Origin of the sequence: Halobacillus faecis, assembly GCF_007991335.1 — a bacterium.
GTDB lineage: Bacteria > Bacillota > Bacilli > Bacillales > Halobacillaceae > Halobacillus > Halobacillus faecis.
This window is the reverse complement of record NZ_BJYD01000004.1, coordinates 122,618-140,111: the sequence shown is the minus strand read 5'-3', so window position 1 is coordinate 140,111 and position 17,494 is coordinate 122,618. Positions and strand designations below refer to the sequence as shown.

The window sequence follows — 17,494 nt, the reverse complement described above, 5'->3', positions numbered from 1 at the left end:
GTTTCAACTCCATTGATTTCTTATGTATTGAACGACCAGTCGGGGACGATCCCAGTGAAGCATGTGAGAAGCTTCCGGCACCTCCACGACCTCGGCCCCTGTTTCTTTTTCAAAAATAGAAGCGGTTTTCTTCCTTTGCGTCTCCATACTCTCCGGTTGAGTGGCTCGTAATAAAAGCAAATCCGAAGGCAGTCGGTGATAAAGGTCTGCGGTTTCATCTTTGTACATCGCTCGTACCATCGACGCCGCGGTTCGGCCTCTGGCATGCCAATAAAACCTGCCACCTTTTTTCAAAGCGAGGTCTTCTGCAGCAAGCTTCAATGAATCTGACCGTCGGGCACCCGGTGCAAAGACGGCGTGATCTAAAAACGTTTCCCAACTATCCACCGATTCCTCGAAGTCTCCTTCATAAAATGCCACTTCCTCTTGGACGGTTTGATTTCCCAAACGCTTCGTCTGATATCCACCGTCCAGAAGGATGCTCCCCAACACATCGTTTGGATAAGCATCAACATAAAATAAAGCGAGGAAACTTCCCCATGAATGAGAGAGAAAATAGAATCTTTCAAGGTTCAACTCGTGATGTACTTCCTTCAACCAGCGGACCATTGCTTTCATTTCATACTCTTCCCCTGTGTCAAAAGGGTCTGTCCGCCCATGTCCAGGGACGTCTATAGAGATGACATGGTATTCGTTTTGCAAGGCTTCCGCGATTTCGATAAAGCTGAGACTCGTCGATCCTAGTCCATGTAAACAGAAAATAACCGGATGACTCTTTTCTCCCCATTCGGTAACACGGACTTTTTTGTCTCTGACTTTTATAAAATAACGTTCCATACGGTCCTCCTAAATGTTTAGCTCATTGGTTCCATGCTTTTGTTCTTCCAATGAAACCTTGCTGTAATTCGATTTCCTAAAAGCCAATGGACCGATTCATTGTCTATGCCACTTTTTCAAAACGGCTGCTTCTTGTTCCCTTGTCAATCCTGCCCCTGTCACACCCTCCACTCTTTGCTTGTCCCAGCGGTACGTGTCCAAGATGGTTTCTTTTAACGGACGGAATTCCAACCCACACTGAATCGCTTTCGACACATCCTGACTGAAATCTTTTTCTGTCGGAATCCAGACGGGAAGGTCTTTCCACGGCTGTAGGCCTTCATCTGTCAAAAACGGTGCGGGTACCCATGTCAAAGACACCTCTTCATTAAGCATCGAGGCACACGTTTCTAGTAAATGTTGCATCGTCAGCTTGGATTCAGGACCGTTGGCATTGAAGACACCTGTGTGTACAGAAGCAGACAGATGGACAATCCAATCCGCTAAATCTCTTACATCAATGAACTGAATCTGTTGGTCCTTTCTGCCGGGAGCGAGCACTTCCCCTCCTTCCTCAATCCTTGAAGGCCAGTATGTAAAACGATCAGTCGGATCATGAGGACCGACAATCAATCCCGGGCGGATGATGACCCCTTTATCTTTGATCCGGTTTTGCACTTCCTGCTCACAATGCGCTTTCAATGGTCCATATAAGGCTGGTTCAAACGCTTCTGTTTGTTCCGCTCGTTCCAGTTCTTCCTGTGTCAAAGTCATCGATTCTACTGTTTCTTCCAAATTATGAACAGCCGTCAAATCCGGATAGACAGATATGGTGGAGATGAACATGTACTTCTTCGTGCAGGCGGCAAGGACATCCAGACTCTTCGATACAGTGGAAGGTTTATATCCACACGTATCTATGACCGCATCCCATTTCTGCTCGCCCAGCTTTTTCAGGTCCTCCCGTTTTTCCCTGTCTCCGAAAATGTTGGTCACCTCTTCAAATAAACCCGGGTTGGTCTTGCCTCTATGAAATAACGTCACCTCATGACCCTCGTCCAAAGCTGATTCAACGATATGCCTTCCAAGAAATTTCGTCCCGCCAATGACAAGCATCTTCATGTTCCATCCACTCCTTCCTTCTGTTTTTGCAGCATCTGATTTAAAAGGGGCTGGTCTTCAGGAAAAGATAGATGCAATTCGGTCAACGCTTCTTCTGAAACCCAACGAATCTCATGGATCAAGTGATCTGGGCCCTGGATCTGCATCGTTCCGCCAGTAACCCTGCAGGAAAAGTATTCGAAATAGATATCCGTCTTCCCGATCCTTCCTCTCTTCGTTTGCAGCTTTCACCCACACGGATGAGATACCCTGTTTCTTCCAACGTCTCTCTCGCAGCACTGTTCCAAACTTTCCCCTTCTAACACCCCTCCGGAAGGGATGTCCATGGTTTTATTTCTTACGGATTTCCCTGAAGAACCATCAAAAGTTCGTTTTTCTCATTGATACAGACAGCCGCTGCTCCTTGCCACTTATCCATCGTTCAACACACTATAGAGCAGGGAATCGCGACGCCCCTCTTTCATTTTCAAGTGACCACGCAAACGCCCTTCCATCTCCATGCCGCACTTCTCCAACACCCTGATCGAACCTTTGTTTTCAGGATGACAAGTCGCCTGGATTCGCTGTAGCTGGAAAGTTCGGAATCCGTCGCCAATCAATCTTATCGCCACTTCTGTCCCCATGCCCCGATCCCATTCGTCGGGATGTAGGATGTAAGCTATTTCGCCCACTTGATGATAGGTATCCAAAATCGCCAATTCCGCAACACCTACGAGCTCTTCATCCACCTCACGTAAAATGGCCCACGCATGTTTTTGGGGTTCGGGCTGCCTGATTTCATGGACCAAGTGCTGGACATAGTCCTGTGTATCCTTTTCAGAATTCGGGCCCCACGACTGATATTGGGAGACCTCCGGTTTTGATGCATAGGTATGGATCTTTTTCCAGTCTTCTTGTTTCAACTCACGGAACAAAAACATGCTCTCTCTCCTCCCCTTTGACGTATTCAACGATTTTTCCATGATCTACTGTAAAATGGTGATGAACTTCTTGATTCTCATTCAATACTGTATGTAAATAATAAGGGATCATCGGACTAACCCCATGATTGTCTCCTGAAAGGATCCAGGACACTTTTTTCCAACTTAAAATGCCTTCATCGATTTCGACAGGCACAGGATAGAGGTCATCATCATGGATCGTCACGAGAAACGTCTCCATCCCGCCTGATCTCCCCCCATCTATTGCCCAGGAAATGGTCCCTTTATATTCGAATAGATGTTCTTCAAGGAACAGATTTGTTTCTTCTGCCACTTCACGCTGCACACAGGAAAGGGGTGTCTCTCCATCCTCTATTTTTCCTCCTACACCGTTCCACATCCCCTGAACGGGAGGCGAGTTTCGATTCAACAGCAGCAATTCATCTTCACGCTTGATGAAACATATGGTATAACCGACTTCCAAACCTTCCCCTCCTCAACGATACGGCTTGAACCGGTCTTCCTCATAAAGCCCCGGTAAATAAGCTTCTAATAGATTTCCATCCAAATCTCTGAATTTGAAATGGCCTTTACTGCCACCCTCTAAGACGACCACGCCACGATCCAACAGGGCTGTTTTGCAATCTTCTATGTTGCCTGGAGAAATGCTGAATACAGGATGTGTTCCTTTCAGGTTGTCAGGAAGTTCTATGTGTGGAGGCTTTTCAATCAGGCAGACATGTATCCCTCCATCATGCTCCAGAACAACGGTCTTTCCGTAATCTTTCAAAACACGTAAACCAAGGATGTCCTCGTACCATTCCACAGCCTTTTAGATTTCTTTTACTCTCACATTGATTTGATAGACTCCTGTAAAAAAGCTCACGGTCTGCCCTTCCTCTCCACAATGACCCTTTTTAGGTTTCCACGATCCCGTTCCTTCAACCTGTAAAGGATATGGGTATTCTTTCGGTTCATGATGAACCCTGACTCCAACCATAAAAAATAAGACTCTTTCCCTAATGTAAAAGAAAACTCAGGATGCGGAAGGTCAACAGCCCCGGTTTCCTTGCCTGTACCCCAGATTCCCGCTTGAAATTTTCGAATATCTACTTTATCAGAGATGACGAATGCTTCGCCTTGTTTCTCTTCTTCAAAACTTTCCATTTCATGAATGGTCACTTCCCCAGGCATGCGTGCAGATAGTGGGGAACATGAGGCTAGGAAAACAGCGAGAAACAGAAAAAATGACCTCACGACTTCCCTCCATTTGATTAGGATTGATACTTTTTACCTTCTACATTTTGGCAATAAAATCCTTTATTCTAAAAGAAAAAGCACAATCCGACAATGGACTGTGCTTTTCCTGCTTATTTGACTGGAATCCATATTTCCGAGTAATAATCTTCACTGTTCGGGTTCCCATCGTGATAGACTTCGAGTTCTGGACCACCGGCATTTTCATAGCCGCTCGATGGAAACCATTCCGAATAGATCTTCTTCCACGTTTCCTGCATAGCATGCGGCATGGCACCACGAACACCGAAAACCGCCCACTTTGCTTTTGGAACGTCTAAAGATTCCAAGCCCTCGACTTCTCCACCTTCATGAGCGACTGCAATCCAATAATCGATATGGTTCGGTTTATCCTCATTCTTATCTTCACAGACACCAAGCAGACCTTTAACCGATCCATTGTTATGCTTCAACAACTTCAGGTCGGTGCCATCCCCATTCACTCGATCCCACATCTCAGGAATCCCTTTCACATTCTCCTCTTCTCCAACACAACAAAACTGCTCCTTCACACCGACAATTTGAAACGCATCTTTTTCCACCACTTCATACTCCATCGGATCAGCTCCTTTTAAATTCACCTGTATGACCAGGCGGTTGTATGCGGTCATCTTCCCTCGGTAACTTCGCGCTTCTCGTGGTGAGATGCCATGCTGTTTCCGGAACGCTCGGGAAAAAGACTCGGGAGTTTCATAGCCATATGTGTAGGCCACATCAATGATTTTCCTCTCCCCTTTTCTCAATTCCTGTGCGGCCAACGTCAACCTCCGCCTTCGCATATATTCCGCAACCGTTGTGTCTGTAAGCAGGCTGAAGATGCGCTGGAAATGGAATGGTGAGGTATGAGCAACCTGTGCGATTTCTTCCATGGAGATGTCTTCCAGTAAGTGCTGTTCCATGAAGTCAATCGCTTTCTGCATTGACTGGATCCAAGTCATGGCATCCCCTCCCTCCGTTTCATTCTAACCATACCTTACCACGAAAACTTGACAGCGAGTGCTTCCTGTTGTCAGGTTTTCACCTGAAAAGTATTGGAACGCAAACGAAGGTTGGGTTCTTCTTCTTAATCCAGTTTAGTTGGGTCCAGTGCGTTTTAAAAAGTATTTTATAGTAGAATAAAAAAACAGTTCATTATAGAGGCGGTGTATTTTTTTTGAATGAGATTCCCATAGTGAAACCATATTCTAACGAGCATCAAGATCAAGTCGTTGATTTAATTCTTCAAATACAACAGCGAGAATACAACATCCCGATCACAAAAGAAGAGCAGCCGGATTTGTTTACCATAAAAGATTTTTACCAAAAAGGCCACGGGAATTTTTGGGTGGCTGTTTTTAAAGATCAGGTTGTTGGTACCATTAGTCTATTAGATATAGGAAATAACCAAGTCGCATTAAGGAAAATGTTTGTAGATAAAAACTTCAGAGGAAAAAGATATAAAACGGCACATCTATTATTGGACCGTGCAATCACATGGATGAAGGAGAACTCCATAAAATCAGTGTTTCTTGGAACGACTCCACAATTTCTAGCGGCCCATCGATTCTACAAAAAGCATGGCTTTACGAGTATAGGGATTGAAGAATTACCTAAGAATTTCCCCCTATTACAAGTCGACAAAAAGTTTTATCAGTATTCATTAACTTAAGCAAAAAATACAGGGGCTCAAAAATCAAAATAAGGATGCTTTTACTCTCCTAACAGGGAACGCTCCCTCGATCATAAGCCATCCATGAAGCATCACCATGTTCCTGGGATTGGTGTAAAAATGTGGTTATCAAAGATGAAAATAAGGGTACTACACCTTATGTAATTCTACTTTAGGAGGGTGAAAGATGACTGCAAAGAAAGTGTTGATCGTCACCGGAGATGCTGTCGAGGCTTTAGAAGTTTACTATCCTTATTTCCGCTGCTTGGAAGAAGGTTTTGATGTCGATATTGCCGCACCTCACAAGAAGAAACTAAATACGGTTATCCACGATTTTGAAGACTGGGAAACGTACACCGAGAAAAAAGGATACATGATTGACTCAAACATGACTTTCGAACAAGTCGACCCGAATGATTATGATGCGCTGATCATTCCAGGTGGCCGTGCCCCGGAACATATTCGCATGCACGATGATCTCCCGGGAATCGTCAGCCATTTCTTCATCGCCGAAAAACCGATTGGCGTCATGTGCCATGGCAGCCTTGTTTTGACGACAATCGCTGATGTTGTAGAAGGACGTAAGATGACCGCCTATCATGCATGTCGACCTGAAGTAGAGAGTATCGGTGCCGAATATATGGATGAAATGAATTATGTCGATGACAATCTTATCTCCGGACACGCATGGCCAGACTTGCCTTCCATTATGAAAGAGTTTGTGAAGCAGGTAAAAGGAACAACCGTCAACTCCTAAAACACAAAGACCGTGTCTTCTCTACCTGAGGAGGACACGGTCTTATTTTTTCCACTGTTGGATCATAGTCTTGATATTCGGGTCATCACGCTGGTCGATCCGGTAAGCAGCGTAAAGAGCATTTTCTACCGATACTTCAGGAAAGAGAATTTGTACCTTCCCTTCTTTTACTGCTTCTTCAATCAAATACAACGGCAGCACACTCACCCCCATTCCTTTTTCAATCGCCTTTAGGATCGACTGCAGGTTGGGGATGATATGTTTCGCTTTAATATCCGGCCTTTTGTTGAAATGTTCGCGCCAATACCGCCGAATGATTGGAAGATCGAGTCCGTAACTCAGCCAGGACTGCTCGTGCAGCCAGGATTCGATGTCACTCCATTCTTCCTCCACCTTTATATTTTTTGGTGCCACGACAACGAATGTCTCCACTTCCAATGAGGTGTATTCAATTCCGGTAACGGTCTGTTTCTGCGGTGTCATGATTACATCGACTTCTTCGTTGATCAGTTGATTCAGAAGTGTAGGCGCCGTACCAAAATGGATAAGGTACCGGATATCCAAAGACCTGACCTTATCCAGGACTCTCCCTGTAAAAAACTCTACCGGTGACCCCAGCTTGAGGAGAGGCATCTCGGACGGATGGTTGGAGGTCTGTTTAATCTCCTGTGTCGTACTTTCCAGGTTCTCAATGAGTGGCACAAGTTTCGTGTACAATTCCTTCCCTCGATCTGTCGGAACCATTTTTCTTGGTGCCCTAGTAAAAAGCGGTTCTCCGACTTCTGACTCCAGTGCAGCTAAATGCTGACTCATCGCCGGTTGGGTCATGAACCGCGCTTTGGCAGCCGCGGATACAGAACCGTGCTTGTAAATACTGATGAAACTGCGATACCATTCAAAATCAATCATGGATTCAGATCCCTCTTACACTTTTTGAAGTTTATGAACAGTCCGTGAATCGGTCAAGTCAGCTGTCGCCTTTCGATAGGCTTGATAATGGTCCGATTCGATGTGTGCCTTTAAAGCTGTTTCATCTTTCCACGTTTCATAAAAAACAAAAGTGCCTTCATCGTCCAACGAACGATGAAGAGTATATTCCATACAGCCCTCTTCTGATTGTGATGGTTCAACAGCTTTTTTCATTTCCTCAAAAAGCGCTTGTTCCTGACCTTGTTTTGCTTTAATTATTGCATTAATTGTAATCATTACTCGTCTCCTTTAGCACGAAAGAACCTGCAAGTCAAACTCACAGGCTCCCCGTATTCCTTTATTTTTCGAGCTTGTTGATGACTGCTTTTGCAACGCTGATGGTTGACTGAGGGTTCTGGCCTGTAATCAGGTGGCCGGTTCCTTGCACGTGGTCCGCCCAATTTTCTTCACCGACGAAGTCTGCACCAAGCTCACGCAGACGCGTTTCCAACAAGAAAGGCATGTACTCATCCAATGTCGTAGCACGCTCCTCTTCATCCGTGAACGCCGTAACCGTTTGGCCTTTTACAATCGGAGAACCATCGGATAGCGTCACACCGACAAGACCAGCCGGACCATGACAAACCGCTGCCACTACTTTGTCCGCTTCATAAAGGTCACGGATGGTTTCTTGCAGTTTCTTGTTATCTGGAAGATCGAACATCGTTCCATGACCACCAGGCAAGAAGATCGCATCAAACTTGGAAACGTCTTTGACGTCATCGATTTTCACGGTATCTTCCAAATACTTCGCGGTATCGAGAATTTCCTGGGACGTTTCGCCACCTTCCAGACTACGATCATCCACCGGCGCTTTCCCACCTTTCGGGCTTGCGACAGTAATATCATACCCTTTATTCGCAAATTCTACGTAAGCTTCCCCAAATTCAGAAAGCCAAAGACCCGTGTCCAACTCATCATTCATTTTATCCGCCGTCGTAACGACCATCAGTATATGTCTACTCATTTTGTTCATTCCTCCTGAGATAGTGAATTTGTTTACGAGTCTAATTGTAGAACGGCATCAGGTATAATACAAATTAGTAAATGTGCGGTTATATATAAATATATTTATACTTCAACTTTCAAAAAAAGAAGGCTGCCATTGTCAGCCCTCTCTATCCTTTATACCAATTGACGCTCATAAACGAGCTCTTCTGTCTTCAAATCCATTGCATCCACTTTCATATTCAACACTTCTTCGGTTTCATTGTTTTTCGAACCCCAGAGGCGGATAAAGTTATTAGAGTTCGTATCCACGAAATTGACCTGGACCGTTCTGACTTCCCCTTCTTCCACCTGCTGATCCTGAATCCAGCATTCTTCAAACTCCATCGTGGCCTGACTTAGTATGTAGTCTTCCATCATTTTTTTGAGTTCAGGAAAGGCTAGTCCATCATTTTCTACGCAGACACGGTTGAAGTCATTGTAATCCGTGATGTGAAAGGTTTGCTTTGTTTCGTTAGGCATTGTGATTCCTCCTGAGTAAGTTTTATAAAAACCATTTTCCCTAATAGGAAAAGGCGGAAACCTACGATACAACTTCCCGTATCACTCAAGTGAAGAACAAATCTCCTGAGAAAGAATAGGAAGGCATTCTTTGTAAGACACCCTGGTTAGGAGATCACGAATACAGTTCTCATTCGGTGGAACCGAAACTTTAACGAATAATCAAGTCCTTAATCGTTAAATCCAACAGGTCAATAGCACCCTTAACTCCACGAGAATATTCCTCCCATGTTTCAGGTGGAAACCCACTTTCAAAGTTCCCCTCTAATACAGAGACGGCAACATATATATTTTCTAATTCTCTGTTCAAGTCCATGAGTTTTACGATGGTTTCTGGAAGGAGCTTACTAGAATCTATTTCTTCCAGAAAGTTAAGTTTTTCTGCCAACCTGTTCATTCTCCATTTGAACATATCACGCTCGATTTTATTCCATTCGCGTACCTTTTCGATCATTTGATGATGGTTTTCCAAAGAAAATCGAATGTCCTTTAAATTTGATCTGATCAAAAGAAATTTCGGATAGAGCATGAGAAGCGTTTTGTGTTCATTCACTTCATCTTCCTGTTGCTTATTATGTCTTTGGTAATTGAATGTGAGCAGAACACCTGCGAGCGTCATTAATCCTCCAATGATTCCACCAATGTAACTCCCATAGAAAGCGATCCAGGTTTCTTCATCACCGACAACTTTGAACCAACGGAACGTCATAAGTTGGTTGATTAAAATAGGGAGAACCAAAATAATAACTCCAACTATTATCCATAAAAATAGTCTTGCTTTGTTAGCATTCTTAAAAGTTATCACTTCCTTGTACCATATTCCAAGAAGTAATGAAGATCATAGGGTAAAACGGTCTACCTTAGAAAAATAGAAAAAAAACCTGACCCACAAACTTAGTCAGAAAAAGATACTTCATCTCCACTAATTAGCGTATGTATCTAAATCATCCGCAGACCTCCCCCCTGCCCAAAGGTCTGGAGAAAATTTAAATACAAGTTACACAATTATTTGGAACCATCATGTCGAAAGGCTTGCAAAAAAAAAACCGCTATTCTATCTGAGACAAACGATAGAATAGCGGCTTGGCTTCATTTATGATGTTTTACGTTCTTTTTCCTCAACAGATACAGGTACACTTCTTTCCGTAATCAGTCCTTGTTCCTTCGCCATCTGCTTCGCGACTTTCGGTGCCAGCCAGACAGGTGGAAGCAATAGAAGGGAAACTGGAACAGCGGTAACAACGATAAAGTTTTGCAGTGTTTGGATACTGCTTTCACCAATACCGAGTAGAGCTGCTGCGATTCCTCCAAACAACAGGGCCCAGAAGACGCGAAGGACACGTGGCGGATGGGTATCTCCTGTAATTGTAACAGCGACGGAATACGACATTGAATCGGCTGTGGTTGCGACGAAGATGATCGTAACAATTAAGAATCCAGCAGCCATGACCATGCCGAACGGTACTTGTTCCATAATCGCCATGACAGCGGCAGGCATGCCTGTTTCATTCAAGGCTGTAGAAACAGCACCCGGTGATTCCAGCTCGTAAAACAATCCAGATCCTCCGACAACGGCAAACCAGAAGTTACTTACGATCGGAGCGAGGATCGCTACGGCAAGAATCAGCTCTCGAATTGTACGACCTCTGGAAATACGGCTGATGAACATCGCCATCGCTGGGCCGAAACCGAGGAACCAGCCCCAGAAGAAGACGGTCCAATAACCGAGCCAGCCACTATCGCCTCTGTAAAGACTCATACGCAGAAAGTTCTGAAGTTGAAAAGCTTCTGCGGCGATGAACGAATCGATGATAAACATAGTGGGTCCTAGAATGAGCATGCCGATCATCAGAACAACAGCAAATCCTACGTTCAGACGACTGAGCAGTTGAATCCCTTTATCCACACCTGAAGCTGCAGAAATGGCAGCGATGGTCACAAGGAAAATGATCACGAGTGACTGAGTGAACAGGGTATCCGGGATATTGAATAAATAATTGAGAGCATAACCGACTTGTAAACCTAAGAAGCCGATCGGCCCAATGGTTCCAGCGGCTACGGCAATGACAGAAACAATATCCGCTGTAGCTCCGATGACACTTTTCTTGTTAAAAATTCTCTCTCCTACCATCGGATACAAAATCGCCCGTGGTTTTAACGGATATCCTTTATGATAGTGCGCATACATCAGTACAATTGTAGCTACCGTACCTAAACAAGCCCATGCGGTAAAACCCCAGTGGAAAAAGCTTTGCGCTAAACCAGGGACCACGGCCTGCGCACTTGTCATCCCCTCATCCGCAAAAAGCGGTGGTGTCGTTAAGAAATGATAGATTGGTTCTCCGGCTGCCCAGAAAACGCCCCCACTTGCTAGTAATGTACAAAGGATCATGGAAACCCAGCGGAACCAGCCGTTTTCCGGTGAATCTTTTTTTCCTAATTTCACTTTTCCATATTTCGAAAGGGCAAGCGCGACGCCAACTACGAATGTAGCAAGCAGCAGCAGTTGCCAAAAGGCACCAAAGAATGTAACAGAAAAGTCGAACGAGCTTGAGATCCATTCTCCCATCAGATCTTTGTTTAATAGAGACAATAGTAAAAATAAGACGAGAAAGCCTCCGCTGATGCTGAATGTGATCCAGTCAATTCTCGTTCTCCTATTCGTTTTTTCGTTCATTATTTTCCTCCTAGGTTTTCTAACCTGTGATAGTTAATTTATTTTTAAATATTTAAGAAATACTATGGCTTTGTTCTTTAGACGTTCAGAAAACGAATACTCCTCTTGTTTTGAGACCTTTTTAACACATAGGGACTAATTATAGAGATGTTCGTACAACTCGTCAAATCGAAGGAGGGCAAGGATGGATAGGATTCGTAAGCATTTGAAAGCTTTGGGACTCTAGTTAACTGTGAGCATTAAATATATGAGCTGGCAGCCTTTTGTTCATAGTAAAAGAATGAAAAATAAAAAAAACAGTCCATGTCTTAACATGAACTGTTTAAAAGTATGTACTCCAACTAAAAAGGGAGGTAAAGATTGTTGGACTTCCATAAAAGCCCTATTTACTCTGAGCCTTCGACCGTATGACATTCAAATGAATAATTCATACCCATAAAATCACTTTCAACTTCTGGAGTCCCGCCGATTTCATAACATTGATCACTGGCATTATTGATTTCTTTGATATTGAAATAAGACTCCGTCCCTACTAAAAAAATACCGATAATAATCGTTAACGTACATAATGTTAATACCATCCATTTTATTCGATCGTTCAAAGACCCCACTCCTCTCGATCATTAGCCATAGACCCAACATATCAACCTCTTTTACCATTGTATCATTCACAGGAATATTTTGGTTGTCACACAAAAAAGATGACCCCGGATCCCGGGTCACCTTTTTATCCGTCTCATTTAACAAGTTCATGTCTCACCTTCGTCTTCTTCGTTCCTTTTTTATATTTCACCCAACCGTCAATGATATTCCACACAGCGAAAATGATAAAGATCGCAGCGATCCTCCAAGCGAGGCCGCTTTCGACTTGCGCTGCATTCACCCCGAAAAAGTCTGCGATATAGCTGATGAACGCTGGTTGAAACAGTCTTTCGTCAGTAATGATCCAAAAGAAAATCCCTATGAATAGGAGTTCCTGCACGGTATTGAACCATACGACGCCTTTGGTCCATTCTTTTTTCAACAATTTCAAAAGGGCCAAAGCGATTTCCAAGCCAATGACCAGGACGACTCCAGGCCAATAGCTGAGCAGGGCATCTTGATTCAGAGCCGGGGTGATGAAGGTGAGTCCTGCGCCTTGGTTTTCATAGATCCCCAGCAATTGGTCGGCGTGAAAGTAAACGGTACCCCAGATCGCTGTCCATAGAAAAGCACCATACACTTCCCATTGGGAGATTGCACGTTTCTTAGGGACATGAGCAACTTTTTTCAAATTTTCTGGCGTCCATTTTTTCCGTTGAGGCCCTAAACCTTCGTCTTCTTTGCCGAGGTCCACCCGCTCGATGAGGGCGAAAATAATCGTAATCCAGAAAAAGACTTGCATACCGACGGAAATTACCCGCCAGACACCTTCACCGACAATCGTGAGGATCACTAATATCAAGCTGCCTTCATCAACAGATCCCATAATATTCTCAGCGACGAGGGTAATCAAAGAAATCGTGATCGCAATCGGCAGGATCATTTTAATGAGGGAAATATAGGTATCATAATAACAGGGGCCGATCAGATGCATCGGTTTTTCACTATATCCTTGCGCAAGCTTTACAGGATCGCCCAATTCGTGAAGGACACCTTTGACCTCCTCCTCTGTAGGGTCCTCCGGGAGCATATCCTCGATGGTAGACCGGATTTCAAGTAGGATGTCTTCCCGGTTCTTTTCCGGAAGCCGGCGTTCGACCTCTTGTAAGTAGACATCAATCCATTTCATTGTTCTCCTCCTCCAATAAACGGAACAATTCATTCGTGGCTTTTTTCCATTCTTCCTTCAATGTTTGAAAAACACCTTCCCCATAATCACTCAAAACATAATACTTCCGAGGACGAGACTCTGAAGTATCCCAGCTGCTCGTGACCAGATCCTTTTTTTCCAACCTGCGGAGCAAAGGATACAGTGTACTTTGTTCAATGGTGATGCCCGAATCTTCTAATCGTTTTACGAGGGAATACCCATACTGTGGGGTACGCAGCTGACTTAAAACCGCTAACGTTAAATTCCCCCTCCGCTGTTCGGTCAGCAGTGAGTTCAGTAGTTGACTCAAAATATTCACTCCTCCATATACTGTACGACAAACACTATCTATACTTAGTGTATGTCATACAGTATTGTATGTGCAACTGTATTTATAAAATGCTGAATAAAATGGCTCACAAAAAAACACCTCTTTTGGAAGAGGTGTTTTGACTTATTTCTATTAGTCGAACAATACACTCACAGAATCTTCGCGTTGAACGCGCAGCAGGGCATCTGATAATAAAGGAGCGACAGAAAGAATCGTCATTTTATCAATCTGTTTTTCTTCTGGCTGGAAGATGGAATTGGTAATGACCAATTCTTTGATTGGTGATTGCTCAATTTTGATGACGGCTGGATCGGATAAGACCGCATGTGTACCGCAGGCATAAATGTCATTGACTCCATTTTCATGGAGAATATCGGCTGCCACGGTTACGGTGTCTGCTGTATCCATCATATCGTCAACGATAAGGACATTTTTGCCTTCGACATCTCCGACGACATCACGGATTTCTGGTTCCCCGGGCTCCGCTTTCCGCTTATCGATGAACGCGAGCGGGGCATCAAGGATGTTGGCCATTTTCCTTACCCGGTTCAAGCCACTTGTATTAGGTGCGACGACGACAAGGTCTTCAATGTTTTTCGTATTGAAGTATTCCCCAAGAATCGGAATTCCCTGGAGCTGATCGACCGGAATATTAAAGAAGCCTTGAATCTGCGGTGCGTGTAAGTCAAGCGAGATGACTCTGTCCGCGCCTGCCTTTTCCAAAAGATTGGCAATCAGCTTGGCTGTGATCGGCTCACGTGAACGTGCTTTCCGATCCTGACGGGCATATCCGTAATAAGGAATGACGACATTGATGGTTTTGGCAGAAGCCCTCTTCAAGGCATCGACCATGATCAACATTTCCATCACATGTTCATTGACAGGCTGGGATGTGGATTGGATCAAGTAGATATCGTCCCCACGGACACTTTCCTCGATGTTGATTTGGACTTCTCCATCGCTGAAACGGACGACCTTGCTTTTCCCAATAGGAACCTCCAGGATCTCTGAAATTTCCTGAGCTAATGGTTCATTGGAGTTTAATGTAAAAAGCTTCATCTGTGATTGTGTATCCATATGTATCGCTCCTGTTTTGTAAAGGTTTTGTTAAGAAAAACTTATCACTACAAGGGCTTCGTTGCAAGTTCAAAACCTCGTTTGGTAAGAGTTACCCATTTTCATAATTCGGGTCCAACTGGTCGGTAATCAGCATATGACCTGGTGCATGGGTAATCATAATGGATGGTTTCGCTTGGAGTGCAGCATTTTGTGGTGTAACTCCACATGCCCAAAACACGGGAGTGGCTTCTGCAGGGTCAAAATCGACCGCTTCCCCATAATCCGGGTTGTGCAGATCGGTGATGCCGATCTCTTCAGGTGACCCGATATGGACAGGGCTTCCGTGAGACTGTTCAAACCGGTCGGAAATAGTGAGCGCTTGATCAATTAGATGATTCGGGATCGCTCGCATACTGACGACCATATTCCCTTGGAAGATACCGGCCGGATCTAAAGGAATGGTGGTATCGAACATCGGGACGACTTTTTCCTGTTCTTGATGAAATAAAGGAATGCCGCCATCAAGGAGCGCCTTTTCAAAAGTGAAACTGCACCCGATCAGAAATGTGACAAAATCCTCCCTCCACACGTCTGAGATATTCAAGACCTCTTCAGAAAATTTTCCATCCCGGTAAATCCGATAACGCGGCAAGTCTGTCCGGATATCTGCATCCGCCACTTGGGGTGCTGTCTGCCCTGCTTCCATCACTTCCACCAGGGGACACGGTTTCGGGTTCCTCATGCAGAACAATAGGAAGTCGAAGACATATTCTTTCGGAAGAGTCACCATATTGGTTTGAATATATCCTTCACAGAAGCCGGATGTTGTACCATTTTTTTCTTCATTTCGCATCGCCGTTCTTACTTTATAAGGCTCCATTATGATCTTGTCTCCTTTTCGATCAAACTTTCTTGGACGTATAGCAACTTAAGTTCTATTATACATGACCCTGCCTTTTAGAGTTCCCTAGGGATCATCACCAAAAGGTTAACAACAAAAATCATAAGGGTGCAGAGGGATACAAGCTTTATACAACCAAGCTGGCTCAAGAACAGGATCCTGCCAATGCCAGGCCGCAAGTGCGGCAGCGCAGGCATCGATGGTGTGGGATTCCTCGGCCATTTCTTCCGGAATACCAATGAATTGTTGTGTTTCGAACCAACTCCATATCCTTTTCCGGGTAGGGCGGTCCTGCTTGTAGTGAAGAACATCATCGATCCTCTCCATGCGTGCGCCAAGGGCAGCTCCCGGATGAACTTCCACGATATGAACCTCGTATTTGGTTGCAAGGCGTTCGATTTCCCTTGTCAAACGGATCCCTCTCAATGATAAGTACACCATGCGCATCATCGTTGGCGGCATGATGGATGCTCCCTTCATGCCGAGCTTCGTTACGAAAGCTCTCAAGGATCGATCGCTTTCCCGGTCCCCTCCCCCGTCTTCATAGGATAAAGGAGCGTCCACGCCGATGGTGACAGAGTCTGTATTCGCTAGAGATTCAATGTATGTCATTAATGCATGGTCATTCATCGGGGTTTCATGTTTTATGTAAAATAGCTTGTCCTTCTCCTTTGTAAAATGAACGAGTACGGTGTCCTTGGTGTTGCTGGGACCGGATAAATCAATTCCTATATATTGCATCTGCTTGCCTCCTTGAACGGTCGCTGATCGTTCAGCCTTTCCGTTATCATCAGAATGAATGCCAGCGTTTAAGAGAATCTACCATTATTGGAGTGGTGATTTATCAGTATTTCGACAATGATATCAGCATTTCCATGGTTATATCAGCATTCCTAGCTATATATCAGCATTTAAGCCATTATATCAGTATTTAAGAAAGCAATCCGCTTCAACGAAAACTCATTCATAAAAAAACAGGCATCTAAATTAAAATAGATACCTGTTTAACCTGCAGGATTCACATCATCTTCATGGACAGCATAAACGACCAACCGTTCATCATGTGTTCCCGCTTTTTTATTGAATTCCCCTGTGCAAGTGATGAGGTTCAGCTGTCTTCGGTAAGAAAACCCAAAAATCTTGTTCAGTGGAGCGTTTTTCCGATCATAGGCCTCTGATGTTTGTACGATAAAAGTTTGTTCTGTTCCTTCTTCATCGGTAACGATGATTTCATCGCCTTCTTGCAAATCTTCCAGATTGTAAAATACCGCTGGACCCGTGCGGCTATCTACGTGGCCGGCAAGGACGGCACTTCCTTTCGCTCCTGGCTGATAGCCATCTTTGTACCAGCCCACACCATCTACACTATCCGGCTCTCCCATCTGGCCATTTGCGTAACGGCCAACGTTTTCGATATTCGCTTCAACATTAATGGCAGGTATGGTCACCGTCTTCGGTGTAATGGCTGTCTTATCGGTTGTTTCAGCTGTTGTAGATGCATTTATTTTCTGCGAGTCATACGTTTCTCTTAAACTTTCCTTTTCTTTTGTCTGCTCTGAAGCATCCGCTGCCTTTTGTTCAGCGTCTATACTCGCTTCAGGCTCTTGAGCACTGGAACATGCAAACAAGAAGCAGAGCAACAAGAGTGGAATCCATTTGTACATGTCCATTCACCTTTCCTCTATCATGAGCTACCC

Annotated in this window: 23 protein-coding genes; 2 read left to right on the top strand and 21 right to left on the bottom strand. The window is 44.4% G+C overall.

Annotation, left to right across the window (positions count from 1 at the left end):
• Positions 1–3 precede the first annotated feature (3 nt).
• From HFA01_RS02570 to HFA01_RS02530, 8 genes are all read right to left on the bottom strand, one after another.
• Positions 4–837: an alpha/beta fold hydrolase gene (locus HFA01_RS02570; protein ID WP_146813010.1), complete on the bottom strand. Its 834-nt coding sequence runs from the start codon at positions 835–837 to the stop codon at positions 4–6.
• Between the two features lie 96 nt (positions 838–933).
• On the bottom strand, positions 934–1,938 hold the full coding sequence (locus HFA01_RS02565; RefSeq protein WP_146813009.1) for an SDR family oxidoreductase: 1,005 nt from the start codon (positions 1,936–1,938) through the stop codon (positions 934–936).
• On the bottom strand, positions 1,935–2,084 hold the full coding sequence (locus HFA01_RS02560) for a DNA mismatch repair protein MutT (RefSeq protein ID WP_146813008.1): 150 nt from the start codon (positions 2,082–2,084) through the stop codon (positions 1,935–1,937). The genes HFA01_RS02565 and HFA01_RS02560 overlap by 4 nt, the downstream gene beginning before the upstream one ends.
• Positions 2,085–2,348: 264 nt before the next feature.
• A complete protein-coding gene (locus HFA01_RS02550) occupies positions 2,349–2,858 on the bottom strand; it encodes a GNAT family N-acetyltransferase (protein WP_167506136.1) in 510 nt (169 codons plus the stop codon).
• Entirely contained in the window at positions 2,842–3,342 is a 501-nt protein-coding gene (locus tag HFA01_RS02545; protein WP_146813006.1) for an NUDIX hydrolase, read from the bottom strand. The genes HFA01_RS02550 and HFA01_RS02545 overlap by 17 nt, the downstream gene beginning before the upstream one ends.
• 12 nt (positions 3,343–3,354) lie before the next feature.
• Entirely contained in the window at positions 3,355–3,684 is a 330-nt protein-coding gene (locus HFA01_RS02540; RefSeq protein WP_146813005.1) for a VOC family protein, read from the bottom strand.
• A 56-nt stretch (positions 3,685–3,740) separates the two neighbouring features.
• Positions 3,741–4,115: a YhfM domain-containing protein gene (locus HFA01_RS02535; protein ID WP_146813004.1), complete on the bottom strand. Its 375-nt coding sequence runs from the start codon at positions 4,113–4,115 to the stop codon at positions 3,741–3,743.
• A 113-nt stretch (positions 4,116–4,228) separates the two neighbouring features.
• A complete protein-coding gene (locus tag HFA01_RS02530) occupies positions 4,229–5,092 on the bottom strand; it encodes an AraC family transcriptional regulator (protein WP_146813003.1) in 864 nt (287 codons plus the stop codon).
• Between the two features lie 215 nt (positions 5,093–5,307).
• Here HFA01_RS02530 and HFA01_RS02525 point away from each other — a divergent pair, with 215 nt between their 5' ends.
• Together HFA01_RS02525 and HFA01_RS02520 are read left to right on the top strand one after the other, a co-directional pair.
• Positions 5,308–5,802, top strand: coding sequence for a GNAT family N-acetyltransferase (locus tag HFA01_RS02525; RefSeq protein ID WP_146813002.1), 495 nt, complete (start codon positions 5,308–5,310; stop codon positions 5,800–5,802).
• Positions 5,803–5,989: 187 nt separating this feature from the next.
• Positions 5,990–6,559, top strand: a complete 570-nt coding sequence (locus tag HFA01_RS02520; protein ID WP_146813001.1) for a DJ-1/PfpI family protein — start codon at positions 5,990–5,992, stop codon at positions 6,557–6,559.
• Positions 6,560–6,601: 42 nt separating this feature from the next.
• Here the strand turns inward: HFA01_RS02520 and HFA01_RS02515 are convergent, their stop codons facing one another.
• The 13 genes from HFA01_RS02515 to HFA01_RS02455 all read right to left on the bottom strand — a co-directional run bounded on the left by HFA01_RS02515 (position 6,602) and on the right by HFA01_RS02455 (position 17,461).
• Positions 6,602–7,468 carry a LysR family transcriptional regulator gene (locus tag HFA01_RS02515; protein ID WP_146813000.1) on the bottom strand — a complete coding sequence of 289 codons (867 nt, stop codon included), beginning with the start codon at positions 7,466–7,468 and terminating at the stop codon, positions 6,602–6,604.
• Between the two features lie 15 nt (positions 7,469–7,483).
• A complete protein-coding gene (locus HFA01_RS02510) occupies positions 7,484–7,765 on the bottom strand; it encodes a putative quinol monooxygenase (protein WP_146812999.1) in 282 nt (93 codons plus the stop codon).
• Positions 7,766–7,826: 61 nt separating this feature from the next.
• A complete protein-coding gene (locus HFA01_RS02505) occupies positions 7,827–8,495 on the bottom strand; it encodes a type 1 glutamine amidotransferase domain-containing protein (RefSeq protein ID WP_146812998.1) in 669 nt (222 codons plus the stop codon).
• 158 nt (positions 8,496–8,653) lie between these two features.
• A complete protein-coding gene (locus tag HFA01_RS02500; protein WP_146812997.1) occupies positions 8,654–8,998 on the bottom strand; it encodes a hypothetical protein in 345 nt (114 codons plus the stop codon).
• Between the two features lie 190 nt (positions 8,999–9,188).
• Positions 9,189–9,776, bottom strand: a complete 588-nt coding sequence (locus HFA01_RS02495; RefSeq protein WP_146812996.1) for a hypothetical protein — start codon at positions 9,774–9,776, stop codon at positions 9,189–9,191.
• A 354-nt stretch (positions 9,777–10,130) separates the two neighbouring features.
• Positions 10,131–11,714, bottom strand: a complete 1,584-nt coding sequence (locus HFA01_RS02490; protein WP_146812995.1) for a BCCT family transporter — start codon at positions 11,712–11,714, stop codon at positions 10,131–10,133.
• Between the two features lie 386 nt (positions 11,715–12,100).
• Positions 12,101–12,316: a hypothetical protein gene (locus HFA01_RS02485; RefSeq protein ID WP_246139249.1), complete on the bottom strand. Its 216-nt coding sequence runs from the start codon at positions 12,314–12,316 to the stop codon at positions 12,101–12,103.
• Between the two features lie 134 nt (positions 12,317–12,450).
• Positions 12,451–13,485 carry an HAAS signaling domain-containing protein gene (locus HFA01_RS02480; RefSeq protein WP_146812994.1) on the bottom strand — a complete coding sequence of 345 codons (1,035 nt, stop codon included), beginning with the start codon at positions 13,483–13,485 and terminating at the stop codon, positions 12,451–12,453.
• A complete protein-coding gene (locus HFA01_RS02475; RefSeq protein WP_146812993.1) occupies positions 13,472–13,816 on the bottom strand; it encodes a PadR family transcriptional regulator in 345 nt (114 codons plus the stop codon). The genes HFA01_RS02480 and HFA01_RS02475 overlap by 14 nt, the downstream gene beginning before the upstream one ends.
• Before the next feature lie 153 nt (positions 13,817–13,969).
• On the bottom strand, positions 13,970–14,914 hold the full coding sequence (locus HFA01_RS02470) for a ribose-phosphate diphosphokinase (protein ID WP_146812992.1): 945 nt from the start codon (positions 14,912–14,914) through the stop codon (positions 13,970–13,972).
• Between the two features lie 91 nt (positions 14,915–15,005).
• Complete coding sequence (locus tag HFA01_RS02465; protein WP_146812991.1) at positions 15,006–15,776, bottom strand: putative hydro-lyase; 771 nt, start codon at positions 15,774–15,776, stop codon at positions 15,006–15,008.
• Between the two features lie 108 nt (positions 15,777–15,884).
• Complete coding sequence (locus HFA01_RS02460; protein ID WP_146812990.1) at positions 15,885–16,538, bottom strand: DUF429 domain-containing protein; 654 nt, start codon at positions 16,536–16,538, stop codon at positions 15,885–15,887.
• A gap of 263 nt (positions 16,539–16,801) precedes the next feature.
• Positions 16,802–17,461, bottom strand: coding sequence for a class F sortase (locus HFA01_RS02455; RefSeq protein WP_167506135.1), 660 nt, complete (start codon positions 17,459–17,461; stop codon positions 16,802–16,804).
• Between the last annotated feature and the right edge of the window lie 33 nt (positions 17,462–17,494).